Source organism: Agitococcus lubricus, assembly GCF_003051055.1.
GTDB lineage: Bacteria > Pseudomonadota > Gammaproteobacteria > Pseudomonadales > Moraxellaceae > Agitococcus > Agitococcus lubricus.
On sequence record NZ_QAON01000004.1, the window covers coordinates 23425 to 50124 of the forward strand.

The window sequence follows — 26700 nt, forward strand, 5'->3', positions numbered from 1 at the left end:
ATTATTTAGTAGTGTAACCACCACGCTGGCGACAAGCCTCCATTCACCAACTTCAAGGCCGCACTTGGCGCAAAATCTTGGGGAACATAATAGCGTGCAGGTCTATCGGCAGGTAATAACTGCCACCGTTGATAAATTTCGGCAATCAACTCACTGCAAAATCCCCCTTGATGGCCAATACTACTTGCTGCATTACCATGCCACCACGCATATAAATTTTTACGTACAATATTACAATAGGGCTTGTGTCGCCAAGCTGCCAATAAATGACGTAAGTGTTGTAAGCGTTGTTGTTCGTTAAGTTTCGTTTTTAAGCGTCTGATGGCCACTTGCCCCTGATAGCTGGCCAGTTTGGCATCTAAATTCACTAACTGTACACCGTCCATACTTTGCCCATGTTGAATATCGTGTAGTTTACTGGCTCGAGTGACTTCCCATAATAATAATTGGTCGGGATATTCGGGTAAACGTACCACGAGGGCAATATGCGACCATCGACTGAGGGTAAACACTTGTACCAAACGCGAAGACCAACTTGTGCCCGAGAAAAGCACTAAGTCACCTGTTTGTAATTGTTGTTTTAAGGTTTGATAGGCAAGACTTTTGTGGCGACTAAGACTGACTGTTTTCATGGCTCACAGCATGTCTTGTGTTGTTGACCATTTATTGACGTTTTGTTGACAGTTTAGTGACGCATACAGCGTGAAGCGCTCATAAGACGTCAGTATGAAACATCTGATATAAGCTGCGTCTGGATAAGACTACGGCTTTTTAATTGACATGGTACTGTTTATTACATCAAAGGCCTGTTGGGACGTTGTGGTGCCACGGTGAGCTTTGCACCACGCAATGGTTTGGCTAACTTTGGCCTAAACCTACATCACGTTCAATAAATCAGTGTTTCTTATCACAAACTCAGGTTATATCACTCCATCTTCTTTAGTCTGTTAAGCTCAAAAAACAGTCTGCTTCGCCACCGCCTTCAAAATGAAGGCCATCCTTCGCCTGTAAGTTCTGAATTTTCAATGCACACTCAGCTATAATGCGAATGTTTTTGTTTTATTTTATACAGAGATATCCACCATGAGTCAGTTCGATAATGTCAGTGTCATCAAAAAATCTAATATTTATTTTGATGGAAAGTGTGTCAGCCATAGCGTCTTGTTTGCCGATGGCACCCGCAAAACCGTCGGCGTGATTTTTCCATCAACGCTGGTTTTTAATACCGGTGCGCCTGAAATTATGGAAGTGATTGCAGGCAAATGCCGCGTCAAATTAGCGGGACAAGATAACTGGCAGGAATATGGAGCGGGTCAATCTTTTGAGGTTGCGGGCAATTCGAGTTTCACTATCGAAACGATTGATACCTTAGATTATGTGTGTCATTTTGCCTAACTGAGACCAAAACAGGCATCGGCATAACAACTGCCGATGCCATATCTGTCAGTTTAACACATCAATTTGTTTAGATTTTTTGGCCTTAGTCTTAGCGGTCATAGGCAAAACAGTGACTGCTAAACCATTTAACGCGGCTGTACCGCTAATGCCATCCACATAATGCTCATCAGTAATATCATTCATACTGACCCCTGCCTTGCCTTCGGCAATACTGAGTTGTGTCCCTTGTCGGTGGTGGCCAAAACCGTGTGGAATACTGATAACGCCTGTCATCATATCATCGACAATTTCCACAGGCAGTGTAATGTCACCCACGCGTGACTTAACACGAATCATGTCGCCCTCATTCACAGCTAAAGCGCTAGCATCCGCCTGATTCATCATAGCAGTACAGCGATTTTTGCCTTTAATCAGTGGCAGGCTATTATGCAGCCACGAATTATTACTCCGAATATGACGACGACCAATCAATAAAAATTGATTTGGCTCACGACGCTGATGTGCATTTAATTGCGTAAATGCGCGACTTAACTCCGCCAAATACAAATGAGGAGCTAATATCACTTTACGGTCTGGGGTACAGATACGTTCGGCTAATGACGGTTGCAAAGCACCCAAGTCTAGACCGTGTGGATTGGCTTTGAGTTTGGCCAAACTCAAACCTTGCGCTTTGCCATTTAAGGGCGTTGCCGTCAATAATTGTTTCAGTTGACGGGCTACACCGTGTGTAGGAGGGAACGCATTTAAGGCTTTTATCAACAATTGGCTACTTTGTGCCGCGACGGGTGTTAATCCCAAAGGCAACTGACCATAAGGGCCTAACTGTAACAGTAAATCGAGTATCCCTTCTGGTTGTAAACGTTCAACAATGCGTTTAATACCTTGCCACAACCATTTTTCTTTAGCGTTATTGGCGTTAAAACGGGCGGCCAACTCTAATAATATTTGCCAATCATGGCGTGTATTATCAGGAGGGGTTAATAAAGGGGGTGAATATTTACTGACATTACGTACCGCTAAAATGTTAAAAACCAAATCATAATGGCCGTGTTCTAAAACACCTGTTGGCGGCAAAATAATATGGGCATGACGCGTGGTTTCATTTAAATAAATATCTATAGCTACCATAAAATCCAGACTAGCTAAGGCTTGGTCGACTTGTTGACCATTAGGTGTTGATAACACGGGATTACCTGCGTGGGTAATCAGTGCCTTAATTTGGCCTTTGCCTTCTGTCAAAATTTCTTCGGCTAATACCGCAACGGGTAACTCGCCATTAAACTCGGGCAAACCACGCACCCGTGATTGATAGCGATTAAAACTGCCACGTAAGGCAGGCGACGATGACGTTAAACCCACAAGGTCAACGGCTGGATGATTAAATAACGCACCACCCACTTTATCTAAATTGCCTGTCACAACGTTAATGGCATTAATTAACCACGCCGACACACCACCAAACTCTTGAGTACATACCCCCATACGACCGTAACAGACTGCACGTTCTGCTTTAGCAAAGTCATGTGCTAATTGACGAATGACGGCGGCCTCTATACCCGTCACCGTAGCAACACGTTCTGGACTAAAAGATTCAACCGCTAACTCTAGCATTTCCAAGCCTAAAGCCTGTTGCTCAATGGCTGCTTTGTTAAGCGTCGTTTCCTTAAACAGGACGTGTAATAAGGCTGCCAAAAAATAGACATCACTGGCTGGTTTAATAAAAATATGTTCGCCTACTTGTTGTGCGGTTTCGGTACGTCGCGGGTCAAGCACAACAACACGCCCTCCTCGTTGCTGAATCCCTTTAATCCGTCCCATGATATCGCCGCCAGTCATCAAGCTGCCATTAGAAGCCGCAGGATTCGCCCCCAGCATTAACATAAAATCGGTATTGTCTACATCGGGGATAGGCAGTAATAACTGATGGCCAAACATTTGTAAGGCCGCCAGCATATGAGGTAATTGGTCGACACTGGTGGCGCTGAATTTATTTTTGCTATGTAATGCGGCCATTAACGGCGGAACAAATAAAGTTGCCCCTAAATTATGTACGGTCGGATTGCCCACATAAAAGCCAACGGCATGACGGCCATATTTTGCCTGCACTGCTTTAATGCCTTGCTCTACCTCGTCAAATGCTTGTTGCCAACTAATTTCCTGCCAACCATCGGTTGTCCGCTTCATCGGATAACGCAAGCGGTCAGGGTCTTCCTGTAGGGTTTTAAGTGCAATCGCTTTCGCACAAATATGCCCCCGACTAAACGGGTCATTTTGGTCGCCTTTGACGCTGGTGATACGCACGCCCTCACCTTCCAAACCTTCTTCGGTATGAATCACCACGCCACACATGGCCTCACATAAATTACAGGTACGATAATGTGCTTGGCTCATTTTGTGCTCCTCTTTTATGGTTAAGCGCTAAGGACAAACGATAATGACCTTGTGTTATCGGTATACAGACGCTTAGATTATTAATGGTATATGATATTTTGAGTCAGTGGCTCGACCTTACTCTTTTTTAGGGCATCTGCAAAGAGAGAATCCTTCGTCAACAGCCCCTATCATTCAACGGATTTATTTTGCTATTTTGTGACGGCAATCTATAGTTTTTATACAGACCCGTCTTTAGTGAATAGACAACAACAGCTAACCTGCATCGCCGCTCGTTCATCATAACGTGATGGCATTATCTTTGATAAAAAACTTAAAAAATCGTGTTAGTGGATGACGTAATGACAGCAAAAAATCACACCCATCATGAAATTGTAGAGACTTTTGACCGCTTAGAAATGCCTTTATCAGACACCCTGATAGAAATGTTGAATGAAGATTATACCCATCGCACTGAACGCCGTGGCTGCGGTTACACCCAAGCTACCCGCGCTCTAGCAACCAATATCAACTTAGCACGCACCGATGAATTGGATGACTTAAAATTATTTAATCGCGCCAATCAAGGTTTGCGTTCCTTATTATTACACCCACAGGCACAGTCATTAGGCTTAAAACAATGGCGTAATTTAGATTTACGCAAGGACTTAGCAACCCACTTACAACAAAACTCAGCGGCTGAGGACAGCTTTTGGTGCACCCTTGCGCAAGAAGTTGCTTTTCAACACCGTTTACGAAACAGCGAATACGAAGTAAGCCTTGAAGAAAGTCGAGTTTGGATACGACTGTTATCCGATATCATTTTGCCCCGCGATGCCAATGCTGAAGGTCTATTTGCCCTCAATGCCCTCACAGAAAAACCCAAAGTGGGGTCTTGTACGATGGCAGAAAAATTCTTTCTCGAAATGTTATATGGCACTATCCCGCGTAAAGGCTTTGTGAATATTATTGTCGATGACCAACAACGGCCGTTAATGATTGAAAAAGTCAATATTGGTGATAGTCACTCCTGTATCAGTGTTGCACCTGTCATGATGAACGGTGTGCGCATTCCCGCAGCGAGTTTATTTGCGGTAGAATACCCAGAAGACCTAACCGATACCTTAACCACTTGCAAACACTTGCGTGGTCGAGTAATTCCTGCCTCTGCATGTATCGGTTTTCGTTTTTTACGTTTAACCACCCTGTCTATCTCAGTCGCTCATCGTGCGCGTGCGTTTAGCTCACACTTTGAATGGCAAACGGCAAATGGTCTATTTAGTCATCACACCACAGACATTCGTCAATTATTGGCATTAGCCTCCAAACAATTGTAGAGATGTTTTCATGCTTAAGGCTTGCTACTCTGAACGATATTTTGCGCCCACACTATCGCGCAGCATGGAAAAGCTAACTGCGATTGCCAATCAGCTAACAGTACGCCAATTAGCGGAGCTTGTTGAGCCTACGGGCATTCATCCCGATTTATTAAGACAACTGCATCAGCCCGCGCTAGTAGATGCTTTTTTGGTTGGTGAAAAACCGCTTGCGACGCTACAAGGTTTTCAGTGGAGTGAGCAATTACGGGATGCTGTTTTAGCGATTCATGGTGGCCAACTGTTGGCAGCCAACTTGGCTTTTGAATATGGAATTGCGGCCAATATTGCTCAAGGTTTTCACCATGCAGGTTATGACTATGGCAGTGGTTATTGTACATTTAATGGCCTTGCCCTTATTGCTCAGCAATATGCTCATAAACGTGTTTTTGTTCTTGACTGTGACCAGCACGGTGGCAACGGTACGGCAGATTTTTGTGAGCGCCTCACTAATTTATTTAACTTTACCATTTATGGCCTGCGCTTTGGGCATGTCGATGGGACACGCAGCTTAGGCCGCTTGGTACATCGCGACCACGGCAGTTTTGCGCAGTATTGTCAGGTTTTAGAAGAAGGGTTTAGTCATGTTTTAGATTGGCAAACAGACCTATTGATTTATCAGGCGGGCGTAGACTGCCATCAAGCTGACCCTTTTGGCTCTGCTTGGTTTGATACTACGTCACTGTATGAACGAGATAAAATGGTATTTGAGTTTGCCAAACGACACAATATTCCTATTTTGTTTGTTTTAGCTGGCGGCTACCAAGCCTTTCATCAATTGGTTGAACTACATATCAATACCTTTATTGCCGCAAATCAGGTATATTTTTCTGCCTGATTTGCCCTGCGACATCGCACTTGAATTCTCTCCATGTAACCCTATACCATGATTGGGCTAAAACCGTGATAGTCTATCGCTAAGTCTGTCCGTCCTAGAATAGCGTCTTCTACCTTTATAGATACACGAAGCCTACCCTCAAACAACCATAATAATGCGTTCTATTATAAAAGGAGTCTGCTATGAATCGTTGGCAAGCGAGTCTTATACATCTGATTATTAGCTTTTTAATCCTTAGCACGATTGCTATTTATGTGATTTATTTTTGGTATCCTATCCCGCTACTACCCATGGCTAACGCCGATAAACTTTTGATGTTAGTAGCGGGTATCGATTTGATTTTAGGCCCTTTATTGACACTCATTGTTTTCAAGCAGGGTAAGCCTAGCCTCAAAATGGATTTGACGGTGATTGCTATCGTACAGGCCTCTTTTTTAGGGTTTGGATTACATACTTTATATGAGTCTCGCCCCGTATATTTGGTGGCTTCTGGCAAAATGTTTCATATGGTATTTGCCAATGAAATATTAGCCGAAGACTTAGCAAAAGCCGTTCCCGAATATCAAAACCTCAGCTTCACCCATCCTCGCCTCGTGGGTGCAGTTTTACCATCAGACAAACAAGAACGCTCCCAGTTAATGATGTCGGCACTGTTTGCAGGACATGATGTGCAGCAATCGCCTCAATATTATGTGAGCTATGACAAAGTCGTGCCTGATATCCTAAAAAACAGCATGATGATTAACAGTGCCCCGTTGTCTGCGCCTAAACTGGCTGCTCTGAAACAAGCCGTACAAGATTATGGTTATGTGCCAGAACAAGTTCGAATCATGAATTTAGGCAGTGCGCGCGGTTTTGCAACGATTTTACTCGATGCCAAAACGGCAAAAGTGATTGGTTATGCGAATGTAGATTTATAAGCCATCTGAGCAAACATCACACCCTTTCCCCTGTAGGGGTAAGGGTGTACATCACCTTATATTCTTAAATCTAAATCTCTGTCTCTAACGCCTAGTAAATACAAAATCCCATCTAAGCCGAGCGTGGAAATAGCTTGGCGGGCATTTTGTCGCACTAGGGGCTTCGCCCGAAACGCAATCCCTAAACCTGCAATCGACAACATCGGTAAATCGTTTGCGCCATCGCCGACTGCAATCACTTGTTCTAAATGTACGCCTTCTTTCAGGGCAATCTCACGTAACAGTTCAGCTTTACGTTGGCCATCAACCACCTGTCCTACCACGCGCCCCGTCACTTGCCCATCGACAATTTCTAAATCGTTGGCAAACACATAGTCTATGCCTAATTTATGCTGTAAATATTGGCCAAAATAGGTAAATCCACCCGACAAAATGGCTGTTTTATAGCCTAATGCTTTGAGCGTTTTGACTAAGTTTTCTGCGCCTTCAGACAACTTTAAGCGCGCCGCAATATCGGCCAACACACTGGCATTTAAGCCCTTCAGCAGCGCAACACGGGCTTCAAAACTTTGCTTAAAGTCCAGTTCACCCTGCATCGCCCGCTCAGTAATTGCCGCTACTTGCTCACCTACTCCTGCGGCTTTGGCTAACTCGTCAATGACTTCGTGCTCAATGAGAGTAGAATCCATATCAAAACAGACCACGCGACGATTACGACGATAAGCATCATCGCGTTGGAAGGCGATATCCATGTTTAACTCATTGGCAAGACGTAAAAACTCAGCACGCATACTATTGATATTATTTGGTTCACCGCGTACCGAAAACTCGACACAGGCTTTACCTAAACCTGCATTTTCATCTTCTAAAGGTACACGACCAGAGAGTCGATTTAAGCCATCGATATTTAAGCCATTATCGGCCACAATTTGCGTCACAGCAGCTAACTGTTCGGCGGTAATTTTACGCGCTAACAGGGTGACAATATAACGGGCTTTACCCTGACCACTCACCCAATGATGGTAACTGTCTAAACTAATCGGCGTAAAACGAACCAATAAACCAATATCATGCGCTCTAAACAACACATCCTTCATCAGTAGGGCAGAATCTTGTGCGGTTGGCGACTCAACCACCACACCTAAGGATAGCTGGTCATGAATCACCGCTTGACCGACATCTAAAATATTGACCGCATGTTGCGCCAATACTTCCATCAGACTCGCACTTAAACGGGGTCTATCTGGCCCAGAAAACGACATTAAAATGATTTCGCGCATAAACTCTACACAATGAGTGAGAAATAGTTGGCATGATAGGTGATTGCCTGACAATCAGCTATGCCCCATTTGAGAATCGAGCGATTATAATGCCTTGCTGCCTTTTCGTGCTGTCTTAATGCACACTTAATTAGCAGAAGAGCCAACCTTCGCTTTGTTTTGGCTATTTTTTATGCGAACACTTAACATATCACGCACAAATGCTGGGCACACATCTACCCCTAGTCCCATTTGCTGATTATATTGCAAGATGAATCGCCAAGATGGTGAAACACGTCGGTATAATAGCCCCCATGCATTAACCCAGTAAGAGGATACGAAATTGAACCAAGTTCGTGGTGTTATTATTTTATTTGTCATCAGTTATCTGATACATGCCATGCTCTTGGTGAATAGTGCCGAAACGGAGCTCTATAACAATCAAAAATCGCTGGGTGAATTAGTCACGAAACAATTAGCCACTAATGCTGCGCCCCTACTGCTAAGTCAAGACAGTGTGGGGTTGGGTTTATTGGCTGACCGCTTTGGTGAAAGTGATATCGTACTCAATGTGCGTATTATTCAACATAATCAAGTCGTGGCAACAGGTGGCAGCGCCCAAAGTCAGCATGGGAATCTTTATCAACAACCCATCGAATTAGATAAGCAAGTGTTAGGTGAGGTCGTTGTTGAGCTGGCAAAACCTGCACGGGGTGATATTATTCAGCATAGTCTACTGAATTTGCTACTTTCCTTTGTGATTCACGTATTTATGACACTTTGGATTGGTTGGCCACACCTATTTAAGCGTATCCGTATCCCTATCTTAGCATCGCTGCCTGATGATAACGCAGAAGCACCTGCACCTGTATTACCTGCCGCTATGCCCACGCCAGAGCCTGAACCCGTTAAGCCTGCGGCGAGCGTCTTTGTTTACTTCAGTTTTGATGACCGCAAAAATCTGATGCAAAAGGTGAATGCGAATACCGCCGACCAATTTTTACTGATTGTCGATAAATTACTCAAGCGTGCCAGTCGTTTATACACAGGAAAGACAATCGATAACTTAACTGCTGACGGTGTATGCTTACGTTTTGATGGTGACCATATTGAAGACTGTATGAATCGTGCTGTACTCAGTAGCCGCTTATTATTAAAACTGGCGGACAGTGCGTATCACAAACGCCGTCAAGCCAAACAATTCGCCCTACGTCTCAAAGCCGCAAGCGTAGAATTACAGGCCGAACAAAGTGATGACACGGCGCTACAACTCGCTAAACGCTTAGTCAGTCTAACAACAGTTAATCAACTCTTAGTATCTGCAAACGATAACTTAGTCAGCACCTTACAAAATAAACATCAACTCAAAGCCTATGAGGCCAGCGAAGACGACAACAAAAACAAAGATATTAAAGCGCATTTTGTTGAAAGTTTAGCGCCTGAAATAGAAGAAGAACTCAACAACTTAGAAAAACGCATTCTTGAACGCAAGAAGCCAGACAGCAACTCACCGTCCACACCAACCACCTAAACCCGCGCCCAAGCTATCCATACTGATAGCTTGGGTATTTTTAGCGGTTTGTCATCTTAGCTCTTAACGCTCTACCACAACCGACTCTACGCGTTGAAAACCGCGGGGTAATTTAGCACCACGTTTACCTCGTTCACCTTTGTAATGCTCTACATCAGACCATTTTAAGGTCAAATGTCGGTTAGACGTGTGAATCACCAACTTATCACCTGCACGACAGACCAACCACGACTTGAGGGTTTCATTAGCATCAAGGGTAATCAGTTTATTGCCTTTACCTTTCGTTAATTTAGGTAAATCTTTTATTGGGAAAACCAATAAACGGCCTTCTGAGCTAATCATTGCCAAGTAATCCTGCTCAACATCGTCTACAAATAAGGGAGCTAGCAAATTTGCCCCCTCAGGCACCGTCACAACCGCTTTACCGTTTTTATTACCCGCCTCTAAGTCGCCTAAAGTAGTGATAAAACCATAACTGGCATCAGTGGCCAAAATAACTGTCTGTTGAGTATCCCCCATCACTAACATCTTAAAGCTCGCACCTGCGGGGGGATTGAGACGTGTCGTTAATGGCTCACCCTGACCACGTGCGGAGGGTAAGGTATTGGCCAATAAGGAATAACTTCGTCCTGTACTATCTAAGAAGTAAACAGGCTGATTACTTCTACCCTGTGCAGAGGCAAGGTATTTATCACTGCCCTTAAAGCTGAGTCCCTCTAAGGCAATATCATGACCCTTGGCAGCGCGAACCCAGCCCATTTCCGATAAAATGACGGTGACTGGCTCGGCAGGGCTTAAATCGGTTTCTTTTAAGGCTTGCGCTTCACTACGCTCCACTAAAGGCGAACGACGCTCATCGCCATACTTCTCCATATCAGCTTTGAGTTCTTTAATGATTAATTTGTCCATTGCCGCAGGGTTTGCCAATAGATGTTCGAGTTCGGCTTGTTCTTTTTCAAGCTCACTTTGCTCGCGGCGAATTTCTATTTCTTCGAGTTTAGCTAAGTGCCGTAGTTTGAGTTCTAAAATCGCCTCGGCTTGTAAATCACTTAAACCAAAGGTACGCATTAGCTCGGCTTTGGGATGGTCTTCGTAACGAATAATACGAATCACTTCATCAATATTTAAGTAGGCTATCAATAAGCCACCCAAAATATGCAAACGCGCCAAGACTTTATCTAAACGAAATTGCAAACGACGACGAACCGTCGCCTGTCTAAAACTCAACCATTCGCTAAGCACCTTTTTTAAGTCTTTGACTTGTGGTTTACCATCCAAACCAATCACATTTAAGTTGACACGATAACTGTATTCCAAGTCGGTCGTCGCAAATAAATGATTCATCAGTTGGCTAATATCGACCCGATTTGAACGGGGCACAATCACTAAACGGGTTGGATTTTCGTGGTCTGACTCATCGCGCAGGTCAGCAACTAAAGGCAATTTTTTAGCCTGCATTTGTTCGGCAATTTGCGCTAAAACTTTAGCCCCTGATACCTGATGCGGGAGTGCTGTTACCACAATATCGCCGTCTTCAATCTCATAAACAGCACGCATTTTTAAGGAGCCACGACCTGTTTTGTAGACATTCAATAGGTCAGATTTGGGCGTAATGATTTCGGCACGGGTTGGAAAATCAGGGGCAGGAATGTATTCGACCAATTGCTCTAAGGTGAGCGAAGGCTTCTTTAGGAGGGCGATACACGCACTGGTCACTTCCCGTAAGTTATGCGGGGGGATATCCGTTGCCATCCCCACCGCAATACCTGTGGTGCCATTTAACAATAAGTTGGGCAAGCGCGCGGGTAATAGATTCGGCTCGTCCATCGTCCCATCAAAATTAGGCACCCAATCGACAGTACCCTGCCCCAATTCTCCCAATAGTACATCGGCATACGCAGACAGTTTGGCTTCGGTATAACGCATGGCCGCAAAGGATTTAGGGTCATCAGGTGAGCCCCAGTTACCTTGACCATCCACTAAGGGATAACGATAGCTAAACGGCTGCGCCATCAAGACCATCGCTTCATAACAAGCACTATCACCGTGGGGATGATATTTACCCAACACATCACCCACGGTACGCGCTGATTTTTTATGTTTGGCACTATTTTTTAGCCCAAGCTCACTCATCGCATAGACAATACGGCGTTGTACAGGTTTAAGACCATCACCGATATGTGGCAAAGCACGGTCTAAAATGACATACATCGAATAATTTAAGTAAGCCTGCTCTGTGAAGTCTGCTAAGGAACGACGTTCGGTAAAATCGGTTACCACTGCGCTCATAATAGTCCTAATATCAATGTTGAAGAGGGACAGGATTTAGTCGGCTATTTTGACGAGATAGTCAATGCACTCGGACAATCCACTCATAGTCTGACGCTATTTAGTATTTACTTCATTTGCGAACTTTAGGGTCTGTTGACGTTTGGCGTGTGAGCCGCGTTGCTGATAAAAATGGACTCAGGCAAGGCACAAAACGCCGTTAATAGTCGTTCTATTGGCAAGTTTTGTCACGCAGAATGAGTCTATTTTTAACGCAACCCACAGGGAAAGAACTATTTTTTGAGGCTACTTTGTTGTTCATCGCTTAGTTGGAATAACCCAATCACGTGATTCACGCCGCGTATCATCTAAAAAATAGTCTCTTTCGCAACCACAATCAAAACGTCAACAGAGCCTAGTCGAAGAAACCAAACAATCGCAAACAGATGCGCGATTTTATACTAATCAGAGAGTAGAAATACTAGCCTTAATAACTTAAAAACCCAGTTATGTCGCTAAAAGCACAAATGACAAACAAAAAAAGGGAGGAACATAGTTCCTCCCTTTTAGGTAGAGTTAAGGCTTAAGGGTCAATACGCACACAGAAACGTACTTCACCCGATTGGCCAGGCTCTAAACCCGTTGGACTGTTATGAAGAATCCAATCAATACTGCCTGTTCCACCTACCGCAGGCGCTGTTCCATTCAACACACTAGGCACATCACAATTCAGTGTGGCTGGTGTGGTAATACAACGTGCACTTCTGAACGTGGTAAAGGCAGGTGTCGTGTCATGAATTACGATATCGCGCACCGTTGATGTAGACGGATTACTGTACTGAATACGATACTCAATTAAGGCATTGGGCTTCGCTTCGTTATTGGTCGTGTATGGATTGGTATCTGCACCCGTTGATGGACACGACATCACTTCACGTACCGTTTTGGTTAATACCAAACTACTATCCGCTAAGGTTGTATTATCACTGCGTGTATATGGCTTCACAATCGTACTGGGTGCGGTGAGTGCAAAACTCGCCGTAATCGTCGATTGATTTTGTGCTCCTGTATTCGCAGCGGCTGGGGAGTACACTTTTTGAATCAAACAGACAATCTGTTCTGCCACGACGTTAATCGGCGCAGTGATTTGTGTATCACCCACATCTAAGGCAGCATTACAGTTGTTGTCTAAATACAACACGGACGACCAACCAGTTAACACAGGATTGGGTGCTTGTGTGGTACTAAAAGTCACACTACCTTCGGTGCCTGCAATAAATTGATGGTCATACTCGGCTGTTGCGCCCACCGCAATGGTTTGTGAACCTTGTGCGGTTAATTGACTTTCGCTGACATCACCAAAGTTAATGTTGGTATAATTCATACCCACCGTTAAGCTAAATTGCGTACGGTCAGCCGCCAAGCTATAACTACCGCCCGTATTGCCTGCTGTTCCTGTCACGGAAAGGTACGTTAAGGGTTGTTGTTCTTCCACACACAAGGTTGCGCCTGTCGATAAGGAAGAAGGAACCGCTAAGCTATAACTACCATCACCACCCGTTAACACCGTTTGATACACGGTGGCCGCACAATCTGTTAAGCGTACAGGAATATTGGCTATCCCTGCTTCGTCTGCCTCTTGAATTGCATTGTGTGGAATGGCTGCATTCTTACCATTATCTAAGAAGACTTTACCGCTAATCGTGTAATTGCTATTGGCGATATTGGTTAAGGTACAGCTAATGTCATCACCCGCCGCAGGCGTGAGTATAAACGGTGCTGTGCTTGGCAAGGGAGTGGTTGATGCTACACGGGCATTCGTACAACTTATCGTAGTTGTATACTGCGAGAGAGGAGATGAACCCGCGCTAATTATCTCAGTAATCGTATAACTCGTACCAACTATTCCTTGATAACTACCTGCCGCATTATAAGTCCCTGCTCCACCTGTAGTGACCACACCACCACCTGTCGTTGTTGAACTGGACGTCGTAGACACCACCGCTCCACTAACACCGCCTGTACGAACTTGTGTCGTAAAACGGTCACTCGCATTCACTAAACTGGAGACCACCTTATTCACGCGAATGACAGGCTGCTTGATACGGTTGCTGAGGGTACAGCTAATATCATCCCCCGAATTTACCGTGATATCTGCTCCTAAGGTCGCGCTGTAAGTTGTAGGCAATACCGTTGTGCTCGCAGTGTAGGCATTCGTACAGCTAATACTTGTTTCATACTGGTCAGTGCTGGTCGTACTACCGCTAATACTTTCCGTAATCGTATAGGTAGCACCCACCATCCCTTGATACGTACCTGCTGTGTTATATGTGCCTGTTGCACCTGCTGTTGTCACCACACCACCACCGACTGTTGTAGATGCGGTAGTGTTGGACACCACCGTGCCTGCTACCCCACCTGTACGAATTTCGGTCGTAATGACATCATTCGCACTGACATAACTCAGTAATTCTTTATGTACCCGTACTTTAGGTAAAACTATACTATTGGTAATGGTACAACTAATACTATTGCCCTCATCACTGGCATTGATAGTTAGGCTATTCGCTACTAAACTGCCGCCCGCACACGCCCATAGGCTCGCACTATAAACTCCATTATTAGCAGCACCTAAGGTCTCGGCTAAAGTCCCTGTTTCACCTGCAAAGACAGTCACGACTGTGCCAGTATCTGTTTCATTCGCTGTGTTAGCGATAGAGTTTAAGCTGGCATTATTCGCAAAACCTGTAGTTACTAAGGTTGCTGTGTCATTCACAATCGCATTTGACCATGTTTTGACTAAACGTAAGCTCGCACTCTTACGGCTGTTGGTATAGGTACAACTAATCGCGGTATCCGCACCCCCAATCGTTAAACCATCGGTAGGGTTGGTATCTGTCGCACCTGTACACGCTAAACTGCTGTTGTAGTTCGCCGCTGACCCTGTGCTAAAGCTCTCCGCAAAGGTTAAGACATCCCCCGCATACATCGTAATCGCACTGGCACTGTCAGTTTCATTCGCCGTATTCGCGGTCGCACTAAAGTTGACGTTGTTCGTGCCACCTGTCGTGGTGATGCTCACCGCATCATTCACTTTGGCATTCGTCCATGTCTTATTCGCAGTCACAGTCACCGCTTTACGGCTGTTGGTATAGGTACAACTAATCGCGGTATCCGCACCCCCAATCGTTAAACCATCGGCCAAATTGGTATCTGTCGCACCTGTACACGCTAAGCTGCTGTTGTAGTTCGCCGCTGACCCTGTGCTAAAGCTCTCCGCAAAGGTTAAAACATCTCCCGCATACACCGTAATCGCTGTAGCACTGTCAGTTTCATTCGCCGTATTCGCGGTGGCGCTAAAGTTGACGTTGTTGGTACCACCTGTCGTGGTGATGCTCACCGCATCATTCACTTTCGCGTTTGTCCATGTCTTATTCGCGGTCACAGTCACGGCTTTACGGCTGTTGGTGTAGGTACAACTAATCGCGGTATCTGCACCCCCAATCGTTAAACCATCGGTAGGGTTGGTATCTGTCGCACCTGTACACGCTAAGCTGCTGTTGTAATTCGCTGCTGACCCTGTGCTAAAGCTCTCCGCAAAGGTTAAAACATCTCCCGCATACACCGTAACCGCTGTAGCACTGTCGGTTTCATTCGCGGTATTCGCGGTTGCGCTAAAGTTGACGTTGTTCGTGCCACCTGTCGTGGTGATGCTCACCGCATCATTCACTTTGGCATTTGTCCATGTCTTATTCGCCGTCACGGTCACCGCTTTGCGGCTGTTGGTGTAGGTACAACTAATCGCGGTATCCGCACCCCCAATCGTTAAACCATCGGCAGGGTTTGTATCTGTCGCACCTGTACACGCTAAGCTACTGTTGTAATTCGCCGCTGACCCTGTGCTAAAGCTCTCCGCAAAGGTTAAGATATCCCCTGCATACACCGTAATCGCTGTAGCACTGTCAGTTTCATTCGCCGTATTCGCGGTCGCGCTAAAGTTGACGTTGTTCGTGCCACCTGTCGTGGTGATGCTCACCGCATCATTCACCTTCGCGTTTGTCCATGTCTTATTCGCGGTCAAACTCACAGACTTACGTGTATTCGTGTAGGTACAGGTAATCAATTTACCTTCATCTCCTGCACCAACGCTTAAGGTATTACTGTTTTGGCCATTCGTTCCCGATACCGTATTGGCCGTCGCGCCTGCATTTGTGGTACACACTAAGCTGGTGGTGTAATTGGCTAAGCTACCAACACTCATTGTCTCGGCAGGTAAGGTGACTGTTTCGCCTACATACACTGTCACAGTGTTGCTGTTAGTGCCTGTACTTGCTGTACTGGTAAACGCAGTCGTGTTATTGCTTAAACCTGTGGTTGCACCAATATTCGCCACATTACCACTAATACTATTCACTCCCCATGCTTTCGCTAATCGGAAGGTTGCTGTTTTACGGCTGTTGGTATAGGTACAGGTTGTGGCTGTCGTGCTGTTACTGATGGTGATGCTTCTTGCTACAGCACCGCTGGCAAGGCTTGTACCTCCCGTACAGGCTAGCGTCGTATTGTAGTCTGTCGCACTCGCTCCACCACCAAAGGTTTCTGCTGGTAATGTCACAACATCCCCTGCATAAACCGTGACTGCTGTCCCTGTCGTTAGGTTATTTCCTGTAGAGGTCGAGTTGACTGTCGCATTATTCGTACCACCTGTGGTCGTCACTGTCGCTGTATGGCCATTGGCGGCATTCGTCCATTGCTTCGCTAAACTCAAGGTTTGCGTAATCCGTGTATTGGTGTAAGTACACGTAATGAGTTTACCTTCATCCCCTGCACCAATACTTAAGGTATTACTGTTTTGGCCATTCGTTCCCGATACGGTATTCGCCGTCGCTCCCGCGTTCGTTGTACATGACAATACCGTATTGTAATTGCTTAATGTTCCCGTACTCATCGTTTCTGCGGGTAGCGTTGCCACATCTCCCGCATACACAGTGACGGTATTGCTATTAGCAGCTGTACTTGCCGTGCTAGTAAACGCAGTCGTGTTATTAGTCAAGCCTGTCGTTGCCGCAATGTTAGCGACGTTACCGCTCATACTGAATGCACCCCATGCTTTCGCTAGACGGAAGGTGGAGGCTTTACGACTATTGGTATAGGTACAGCTAATCGCCGTATCTGCATCCCCAATCGTTAAGCCATCAGCAAGGTTGGTATCGGCTGCACCTGTACACGCTAAGCTGCTGTTGTAGTTCGCCGCTGACCCTGTGCTAAAGCTCTCCGCAAAGGTTAAGACATCGCCCGCATACACGGTAACCGCTGTAGCACTGTCGGTTTCATTCGCCGTATTCGCGGTCGCACTAAAGTTGACATTGTTCGTGCCACCTGTCGTGGTGATGCTCACCGCATCATTCACTTTGGCATTTGTCCATGTCTTATTCGCAGTCACAGTCACGGCTTTACGGCTGTTGGTGTAGGTACAACTAATCGCGGTATCCGCACCACTAATCGTTAAGCCATCAGCAAGGTTGGTATCGGCTGCGCCTGTACACGCTAAGCTGCTGTTGTAATTCGCCGCTGACCCTGTGCTAAAGTTCTCCGCAAAGGTTAAAACATCTCCCGCATACACCGTAATCGCACTGGCACTGTCGGTTTCATTCGCAGTATTCGCAATCGCGCTAAAGTTCACGTTATTCGTGCCGCCGGTTGTGGTGATACTCACGGCATCATTCACTTTGGCATTTGTCCATGTCTTATTCGCAGTCACGGTCACCGCTTTACGGTTGTTGGTATAGGTACAACTAATCGCGGTATCTGCACCCCCAATCGTTAAGCCATCGGCAGGGTTCGTATCTGCTGCACCTGTACACGCTAAGCTGCTGTTGTAATTCGCCGCTGACCCTGTGCTAAAGTTCTCCGCAAAGGTTAAGACATCCCCCGCATACACCGTAATCGCTGTAGCACTGTCGGTTTCATTCGCCGTATTGGCGGTTGCGCTAAAGTTGACATTGTTCGTGCCACCTGTCGTGGTGATGCTCACCGCATCATTCACTTTGGCATTTGTCCATGTCTTATTCGCCGTCACAGTCACCGCTTTGCGGCTGTTGGTGTAGGTACAGCTAATCGCGGTATCTGCACCACCAATCGTTAAGCCATCGGCCAAATTGGTATCGGCTGCACCTGTACACGCTAAACTACTGTTGTAATTGGCTGCTGACCCTGTGCTAAAGTTCTCCGCAAAGGTTAAGACATCCCCTGCATACACCGTAATCGCTGTAGCACTGTCGGTTTCATTCGCCGTATTCGCGGTCGCGCTAAAGTTGACGTTGTTCGTGCCGCCTGTCGTGGTGATGCTCACCGCATCATTCACCTTCGCGTTTGTCCATGTCTTATTCGCGGTCACAGTCACCGCTTTGCGGCTATTGGTATAGGTACAGCTAATCGCGGTATCTGCACCACCAATCGTTAAGCCATCGGCCAAATTGGTATCGGCTGCACCTGTACACGCTAAACTACTGTTGTAATTGGCTGCTGACCCTGTGGTGAATGTCTCACTAAATGTTAAGGTTTGCCCCACATACACATTCGCAACAGATGCTGTATCCGTTTCATTCGCGGTATTCGCAACAGCGGATAAACTCGGATTGACTGTACCCCCTGTAGAGCTAATGGTAACGGCATCATTTACTTTGGCGTTTGTCCACACTTTATTCAGTGTCAAAGGCACCACTTTTTGGTTGGTGAAGGTACAGGTAATTTCTGCACCATAGCGCACATTCGTTGCAGGAACAGTCAAGGTGTTGCCCGCTAAAGTACCAAAACTCGCTGGATTACCTGTAATGCCTGCATTGTCATCGGTACAACTTGCGCCTGTAACAACCCAACCTGCTTGCGCTACTTCTTGAATAACCACATCTTGATTGGCTGTAGAAACATTCGTTGTTGCCGCATTCACTGTTGTCCCTGCAGTGGCCGTGGTAATCGCCGCAGTACTTGCTGTTAAGTTAGTATTATTAAAGTTAAAAGTGCCTGTACCAGATAACGAACGCTTAGCAATCGTCACAGTAGGATGACGCGGTAAACACCATGCAAATTGGTTAAAACCAATATATTCTTGGGTGGATGTCCCTGTATGAGCGGCTCTAAACTCTGTGTTTGCGCTATTAATACCCGTGGTGTTGTAAGCGACATAGACGTTACAGTTAGCACTATTGGTACCACAACTCGAACTATTGGTTGCCGTGGTTGTACCCGTTGCCGCATTAATCGTCTGGTTACCAGACACCTGAGCCGTCAAGCTGGTTGGAAAAATTGTTGCCCCATTATTGGCAGAGACAATCGTACGGTCGCGGAAGTTATTTGAGCCATCATTTTGATAATCATGGTCATACATCGAATAACTTAATTTGTTAATACTACGGCTTGGTGTGAGACTTAAGGTGGCAATTAATGCATTTGCTGCTAATCCGCCCGCACTAGATACCTGCAAAGAGCTGGGTACCGCACCCAACGTTTGTAAACTAGGGTCACCTGATATCGGTGTTGCGCTTTGGGTATTGGTAAACGTTACGGTCACATTATTGGGGGCAGTACCCACAACAAAACTCTTAGAGCTAGTACCGCCTGGCCATGTATTCGCCCCACCAAAGCTAAACTGTTGAGTGATTTCTGCCGCATTACAGGCAATTTGCGCTGGGAATGAGGTTGGCGGCGTAGAGTTTGCTGTATTGGTAAAGGTACAGTTGATATTGGCACCTGCTGCTGTTGCAGCGGTATTCAATGTAACAGTTCCCGCACTTAAATTGTTGGTTGCCGTACCACCTGAGCCTAAACCAGAACATGAAATGTTCGTGAGGCTATAGCCACTGGGAATGGTTTCGGTAATCACGGTGGAGGTACTAAATGCCGAAGACGTTAAAGTACGTGTGCTACCCGTCGCCCCCACACCAAAAGAAGTCGTATTGATAGTTTCTGTACCAAAACCGTTATTACCGCTAAAACTAAAAGCGCCCGTATCATCAATACTGACCTTGGTTAAGGTAATAGTCGGTAATTTGGCATTGGTAAAGGTACAAGCAATATTAGACCCCATTGCTGTTGCAGCCGCGTTCAACGTCACCGTACCTGCGGTTAAATTATTCGTGGCCGTACCACCAGACCCTAAACCTGTACAGCTAATCCCTGTTAAAGCGTAACCTGATGGAATTGTTTCGGTAATAATTGTTTGTGTGCCACCTGCACTGAGCGTATGGGTGGTACCTGTCACCCCAACTCCTGAACTGAGCGTGGTAATATTTTCTGAACCAAAACCATTATCACCACTAAAGCTAAACGTCCCAACATCACCATTACTGACCTTAGTTAACGTCACTGTTGGCAGAGCTAAGGCGGTATTGGTAAAGGTACAGGTTACGGCACTGTCACTAGGCATCGTAATACTGTTACTCGTTACTGTGACCGTACTGCCGTTGGAATTCTTAGTACAGGTTAAAGTCGTGTTGTAATTAGACGCACTATTTGCCGTAAATGTCTCAGCAAACGTGATGGTACTGCCTGCTAAACCTGTTGCAGTTGCTGGCGTTGTTGTACCACCAGCGGTTGAGCTACCTGCGGTTGCGCCAGTTGCCCCCGTAATGGTTAAATTAACAGCACTGCCTGCAAAAGGATTGACCCAGTTTTTAGTGAGCGTCACACCTTGGCTGATACGGTTATTGGTATAAGTACACGTAATTAAACTGGATACTGTATTAGGTATAGTCAGCGTATTCGTGGTTTGGCCGTTTGTCCCTGACGGCGTGACCCCATTATCACAACTTAAGGTTGTGTTGTAGTTTGCTAAAGTACCTGTGCTCATCGTTTCAGCGGGCAAAGTTCCTGTTTCACCTGCAAAAACCGTCACCGTATTACTATTATTGGCTGTACTCGCGGTGCTATTAAATGCCGTCGTGTTATTTACAAAACCTGTTGTCGCACCAATATTGGCAACATTACCCGCAATACTATTGACTCCCCAAGCCTTAGCCAAACGGAGTGTCGCTGTCTTACGCGTATTGGTATAGGTACAGGTAATTAAACCCGATACGGTATTGGGGACAGTCACCGTATTACTCGTTTGACCATTTGTCCCAGATGGCGTGACCCCATTATCACAACTTAAGGTTGTGTTGTAGTTTGCTAAAGTACCTGTGGTCATGGTTTCCGCAGGTAATGTCGCTGTCTCACCTGCATATACCGTGACTGCTGTACCATTGGTATTGGTACTCGCCGTACTGGTGAAGGCTGTCGTGTTATTAATTAATCCCGTTGTTGCACCCAGACTGGCCACATTACCCGTGATGCTATTGGCCGACCATGTTTTTGCTAAACGGAAAGTCGCTGTTTTACGGGTATTGGTATAAGTACATAATAAGGTTTTTCCTGCATCAGCGGCACCAATCACTAAGGTATTGCTTGTTTGGCCATTTGTACCCGACAAGGTATTAGCCGTGGCACCGCCATCTGCGGTACACGCCAATGTTGTATTGTAATTAGCTAAAGTACCTGTACTCATGGTTTCCGCAGGAAAGGTGATTGTTTCACCTACAAAAGCAGTGACTGAGCCACTCGTTGCATTGGTGCTGGCTGTACTGGTAAAGGCGGTTGTGTTGTTGGCTAAGCCAGTGGTTGCACCAATATTGACAACATTACCCGTAATGCTGTTAGCACCCCATGCTTTAGCTAATTGTAAAGTGACTGCTTTACGGGTATTGGTATAGGTACAGGTAATGGCTTTGGTTGCATCGCCCGCACCAATAACTAAGGTATTAGCCGCTTGACCATTTGTACCCGACAAGGTATTAGCCGTAGCACCACCATCTGCCGTACACGCCAATGTTGTATTGTAATTAGCTAAAGTGCCTGTACTCATGGTTTCGGCAGGGATAGTGACCGTTTCACCTGCGAACACAGTGACAAATGCACCATTCGTATTGGTACTAGCCGTACTCGTAAATGCAGCCGTGTTATTGGTTAAACCTGTCGTGGCCGCAATATTGGCCACATTTCCCGTAATACTGTTGGCACCCCATGCTTTGGCCAAACGGAAAGTTGAGCTCTTACGGGTGTTGGTATAAGTACAGGTAATTAACCCTGATACGGTATTAGGAATACTAATCGTATTAGTCGTTTGACCATTTGTTCCAGATGGCGTGACCCCATTATCACAACTTAAGGTCGTGTTGTAGTTTGCTAATGAGCCTGTGCTCATGGTTTCGGCAGGTAAAGTACCGCTCTCACCCGCATACACAGTCACGGTATTACTATTACTGCTCGTGCTTGCCGTGCTATTAAATGCGGTGGTGTTATTGATGAAACCTGTTGTGGCACCAATATTCGCGACATTACCGTTAATACTATTAGCGCCCCATGCTTTAAGTAAGCGCAAAGTCGCTGATTTACGACTGTTGGTATAGGTACAGCTAATCGCTGTATCCGCTGCATTTATCACCAAGCCATCATTCGGATTAGTATCTGTTGCGCCTGTACAGGCTAAGGTCGTGTTGTAATCTGCGGCTGTGCCCGTAGTAAAACTTTCACTAAAGGTGAGCGTTTCCCCCGCAAAAACAGTGATAGCACTTGCGGAATCTGTTTCATTTAAGGTGTTTGCTGTCGCTGAGAGGCTTGGATTGTTAGTACCGCCTGTTGAGGTGATATTAACAGCATCATTTACCTTTGCATTCACCCATGCCTTATTCAATGTCAGTTGTGCTGATTTACGGTTGGTAAAGGTACACACAATGTCTGCACCTACCTGTAAGTTGGCAGGTAAAATCGTGATTTGACTGCCAACTAATGTACCAAAAGACGCTGGATTGCTCGTCACTGCACTATTATTATCCACACAAGTGACACTGCTGAGAGTCCAGTTGGCAGGTACTGTTTCTTGGACTGTCACATTATTATTACGATTGGTGACCGTCAGTGCTGCCGTATTGACTGGCGTACTTACAACAGTTGTCGTTAAGGCACTAGAAGCTGAACTTAAATTGGTATTGGTAAAGTTAAATGTCCCCACTGCACCTGTTGATACTTTGCTAATCGTGACGGTGGGCTGACGTACAGTATTGGTTAGAGTACAACTAATATCGTCGCCTGCTTGTGGCGTAATGGTAAAAGGCGCTGTTGTCCCTGACGGTAACACTGTTGCACTACCCGACAAGGCATTCGTACAACTAATGCTAGTCGTATAGCGACCCAACACCGACGTACCCGCAGTAATACTTTCAGTAATAAAATATTGTGTGCCTACGGCGCCTTCATATTTACCTGTTGCGTTATAGGTAGCTGCGCCACCTGTTGTCAGTACACCACCACCTGTTGTTAAACTACTACCCGTCGTAGAGACGACCGTACCAGTTGCACTGACTGTACGAATTTCAGTCGTAAAGCGGTCATTGGCATCAAACAAACTACTAACCGTTTTATTGACTCGAATCAGTGGTTTTTTGCGATTAGTAAAGGTACAGGCAATATTGGTTCCCGCAGCAGTTGCCGCTGCATTTAATACGACACTGCCCGTTGCCAAGTTTGGCGTTGCTGTGCCACCAGAGCCTAGGCCTGTACAGTTAATCGCGGTGACTTCATAACCCGCAGGAATGGTTTCGGTAATTGTTGTGGCTGTCGACACTGCGGCTAAGGTTTGCGTTGCACCCGCAACACCTGTACCCGCGGTCACGGTGGTAATGGTCTGGCTGGTAAAGCCGTTATCTCCTGTAAAGGTAAACGCCCCCACCCCTCCATTACTGATTTTAGTCAATGTAATTTTAGGCAGTTTGGTATTAGTATAGGTACAAGTAATTGCCGTACCCGTAGATTGAGTAATCGTTAAGGTATTACCACTGAGTGAACCGTTTGTCCCTGTACATGCCAAGCTGGCCGCGTAATCAGCCGCCACTGCACCGCCACCAAAAATCTCACTGATTGTACCTGATTCACCGACATAGACAGTAGTTGCTGTGCCTGTAGTTGTATTGCCCGCTGCCGTTGCCGTCGATGTGCCTGATGTCACACTATTAATAAAGCCCGAACTATTAACCGTGGCGGTATGCCCTGCTTGACTACCTGCTGCCCATGTTTTACGCAAGGTTAAGGTGGTACTACGGCGGTTATTAAAGGTACATTTTATTTCTGCACCTGTTAAAAAATAGGAGGCAGGGATAGTGAGGACATTAGTTGCCAACGAACCAAATGTGCCAATATTACCCGTAGTTGCCGCGTTTTCATCAATACAGCTTGCCGTTGTCAGGGTATAACCACCGACGAGGGTTTCGGTAATGGTGACATCGGTATTGGTAGCCGTGACAGTTAATGGTGCTGATGACACACCCACACCCGAGGTACTGGTGGTTAAGGTACCAATACTGCCTGTTAAATTGGTATCAGAAAATGTAAAGCCCGCAGTACCCCCATAAGAAATTTTCTCCACAGTCACCATAGGGTTTTTACGATTTAAGAACGTACAGGTATAGGTATTACCAGCAGTTAGGCTTCCCGTTGGTATGGTATACGTTGGATTGGCAAAGCTGCCCACTGTGGCACCAGACGAATTTGTACACGTCGCCCCTTCTAAGGTCCAACCTGCAACACTCGCTTCTGAAATCGTCACCGCAGAAGTATTGTTTAATATAGAAAAGGCTTGAGTGCCTGCATCGCCCGTATCACCATCTACTTGTGTAGACGAACTGGGAATGGTTGTCGTTACCGAACCCGAGGTTTGTGCGGTATTGGCTAGTGTATAACTAAACGTACCAACATCCCCCAATGAGACCTTATTCAAAACCAAAGTCGCATAGGCAATCGTTGTGACGACACTACTACTGTTATCAGAAGGAAAAATATCGGTATTGCCTGCGGGGGTCGTCACCGTCGCCGTATTAGTGATTGTCCCACTAGTCGTTGCGGTACCTTGTATTGTCACCGTACAGGTAGCATTGGTTGGCCCACTAAACGTACCGTTAATGGTATTACCTGTGCGTGTCCCGAGACAGGTCGTGGCGCCACTCCCTCCTGTAAATGTTGGTGTTCCTAAACCTGTAATATTTGCTGGAATAGCATCGGTAAAAGTAGCTAAACTGGTGGCACTCACCGTATTCACACCACGATTACTAATCACAAATCGATACTGAATGGTATTACCCGACACAATCGTCAACGGCGTCGTTTGAAAAGCTCCCGTCGTGCCTTGACGTTGGCTTTTAATCACCCGTAAGTCCATATCGGTAGCTGCGTCATCATCGACAATGGTATAGGTGGCCACACCGTTACCTGATGCGCCGCAGACACTGGTCGACATCAGATGAAAGGTACTGGTAGGCGATAAAGAGACAGTAAAGGTTTCATCTACTTCATTGACGGTATCATCAATAATACTCACAGGTACGTTAATCACTAAAGGCGTACCTTGACCGTAATCACCTGCGGGTACTGTGGCACTAAAGGTATTGGCTGAGCCACCGTTAATCGTATAGTCACCCCCTAAAATTGCTGTGCCGCCTGTGACATTAAAGGTTAAAACCAAGCCTCCTGTTGGCACAATACCTGCTACCACGACCTGTACAGGTGACGGCGAACCGTTATTTTCTGGGGTAATGTAGTTGGCAGACGTAAATTCAACAATCGGTTTAACGGTAATTTGTACGCCATCCAAAAAGTTACCGTTAGTCGCAGAGCCAGATGTCGATTGGAAACCAATAACGGTTTGTCCAGAAGGACCTGTATAAGTAAAAGTACCTGTATAGTCCGCCCAACGGGTAATACCATCTTGCGTTAAGACATTAGAAGTGACCGAACAACTGCCCGCATAACAGTTGGTGACAGCACCATCACCTGTGGTACTGGTAGAAACGTTGGCAATAGGCTGTGAACCTGCACGAAATACTAAAGTATCATTCGCGGCGTTACGACCATTATGACTAAAAGTCCATGTGACGGGTTCGCCACTGACCAAACAAATATTTTGTTGGAGTTCAGACACAGCCTCTGCATTCAACTCGACGAATTGACTACCTTGACGCGCAGGCATGCGGTCTGTTGTCCCCCCTCCCCCACCGATTGCCCGTGGCCCTTTCCAAATTTCAATCAATTGACCCGAGCCTGTCACACTAATCGGTGATGTACATTCGGCTGTAGATTGCTCAGCGCCAAAGGGATGGGTGGTCAACCAACCTGGCACCCGCGTATTAGAAATATAGACCCGACATGGTGCCGTCGTATCAATGACTGGCGATTCAAACCCCAAGTTCAAATAACTACGTTGATACGCATGGACAGTGACTGGCAAGAAAGAGCCAAAAGCCAAAATAAAGAGCGACACTAGCCGCAGATTGAGCCAATGTTTGAGGGTGCTTTTGTGCCACCATAGCCCGCATAGCATGCTAGCCAATAAGAAATAGAATAACATGGCCTTATCGTAGTGCAACATCGAACATATTCCTCAGACTCGCAAACGCGGTACTTTGGGATAACATTAGCGCTATGCTAAGTGTCCCGAAAATTACTTATCCAGAGCATCTTGACTGAATGATTTACATTGGGATTACGGCTGATTTATATGAAGATAGCTCTATTATAAATCTCAGCACGCACTCATTTATTATGCTCTATACATAACTAGAGTTGCTCTTAGTCTATGTTAAACCTATATACCTAATCACATGGTCAGTGATTCACACGAAATCCATAGAAATTAGTTAAGATTTATGACCCGTAG

At 45.9% G+C, this 26700-nt stretch carries 10 protein-coding genes; 5 read left to right on the forward strand and 5 right to left on the reverse strand.

Annotated elements, in window-relative coordinates:
• Positions 1–5 precede the first annotated feature (5 nt).
• Positions 6–632: a C40 family peptidase gene (locus tag C8N29_RS05205; protein WP_107864993.1), complete on the reverse strand. Its 627-nt coding sequence runs from the start codon at positions 630–632 to the stop codon at positions 6–8.
• Positions 633–1083: 451 nt separating this feature from the next.
• Here C8N29_RS05205 and ppnP point away from each other — a divergent pair, with 451 nt between their 5' ends.
• Positions 1084–1395, forward strand: a complete 312-nt coding sequence (gene ppnP, locus C8N29_RS05210; protein WP_107864994.1) for a pyrimidine/purine nucleoside phosphorylase — start codon at positions 1084–1086, stop codon at positions 1393–1395.
• Positions 1396–1443: 48 nt separating this feature from the next.
• On the opposite strand, the gene C8N29_RS05215 is transcribed toward ppnP, so the two are convergent.
• Positions 1444–3789: a molybdopterin-dependent oxidoreductase gene (locus tag C8N29_RS05215; protein ID WP_107864995.1), complete on the reverse strand. Its 2346-nt coding sequence runs from the start codon at positions 3787–3789 to the stop codon at positions 1444–1446.
• 341 nt (positions 3790–4130) lie between these two features.
• Between C8N29_RS05215 and C8N29_RS05220 the strand changes: the two genes are divergently transcribed.
• The 3 genes from C8N29_RS05220 to tfpZ all read left to right on the forward strand — a co-directional run bounded on the left by C8N29_RS05220 (position 4131) and on the right by tfpZ (position 6902).
• On the forward strand, positions 4131–5105 hold the full coding sequence (locus C8N29_RS05220) for a hypothetical protein (protein WP_107864996.1): 975 nt from the start codon (positions 4131–4133) through the stop codon (positions 5103–5105).
• A gap of 10 nt (positions 5106–5115) precedes the next feature.
• Positions 5116–5982 (forward strand): arginase family protein, encoded by an 867-nt coding sequence (locus C8N29_RS05225; RefSeq protein ID WP_107864997.1) that lies wholly within the window; start codon positions 5116–5118, stop codon positions 5980–5982.
• 182 nt (positions 5983–6164) lie between these two features.
• Entirely contained in the window at positions 6165–6902 is a 738-nt protein-coding gene (tfpZ, locus tag C8N29_RS05230) for a TfpX/TfpZ family type IV pilin accessory protein (protein WP_107864998.1), read from the forward strand.
• Between the two features lie 56 nt (positions 6903–6958).
• Here the strand turns inward: tfpZ and serB are convergent, their stop codons facing one another.
• Complete coding sequence (gene serB, locus C8N29_RS05235) at positions 6959–8182, reverse strand: phosphoserine phosphatase SerB (RefSeq protein ID WP_107864999.1); 1224 nt, start codon at positions 8180–8182, stop codon at positions 6959–6961.
• 322 nt (positions 8183–8504) lie between these two features.
• On the opposite strand from serB, the gene C8N29_RS05240 reads away from it, so the two are divergent.
• The gene (locus tag C8N29_RS05240; RefSeq protein WP_107865000.1) at positions 8505–9692 is read left to right on the forward strand and encodes a hypothetical protein; all 1188 of its coding nucleotides are present in this window, start codon (positions 8505–8507) and stop codon (positions 9690–9692) included.
• Positions 9693–9755: 63 nt separating this feature from the next.
• Here the strand turns inward: C8N29_RS05240 and parC are convergent, their stop codons facing one another.
• Both parC and C8N29_RS05250 read right to left on the reverse strand, forming a co-directional pair.
• Entirely contained in the window at positions 9756–11981 is a 2226-nt protein-coding gene (gene parC / locus C8N29_RS05245) for a DNA topoisomerase IV subunit A (protein ID WP_107865001.1), read from the reverse strand.
• Between the two features lie 562 nt (positions 11982–12543).
• Entirely contained in the window at positions 12544–26412 is a 13869-nt protein-coding gene (locus C8N29_RS05250; protein ID WP_107865002.1) for a prealbumin-like fold domain-containing protein, read from the reverse strand.
• Positions 26413–26700 lie beyond the last annotated feature (288 nt).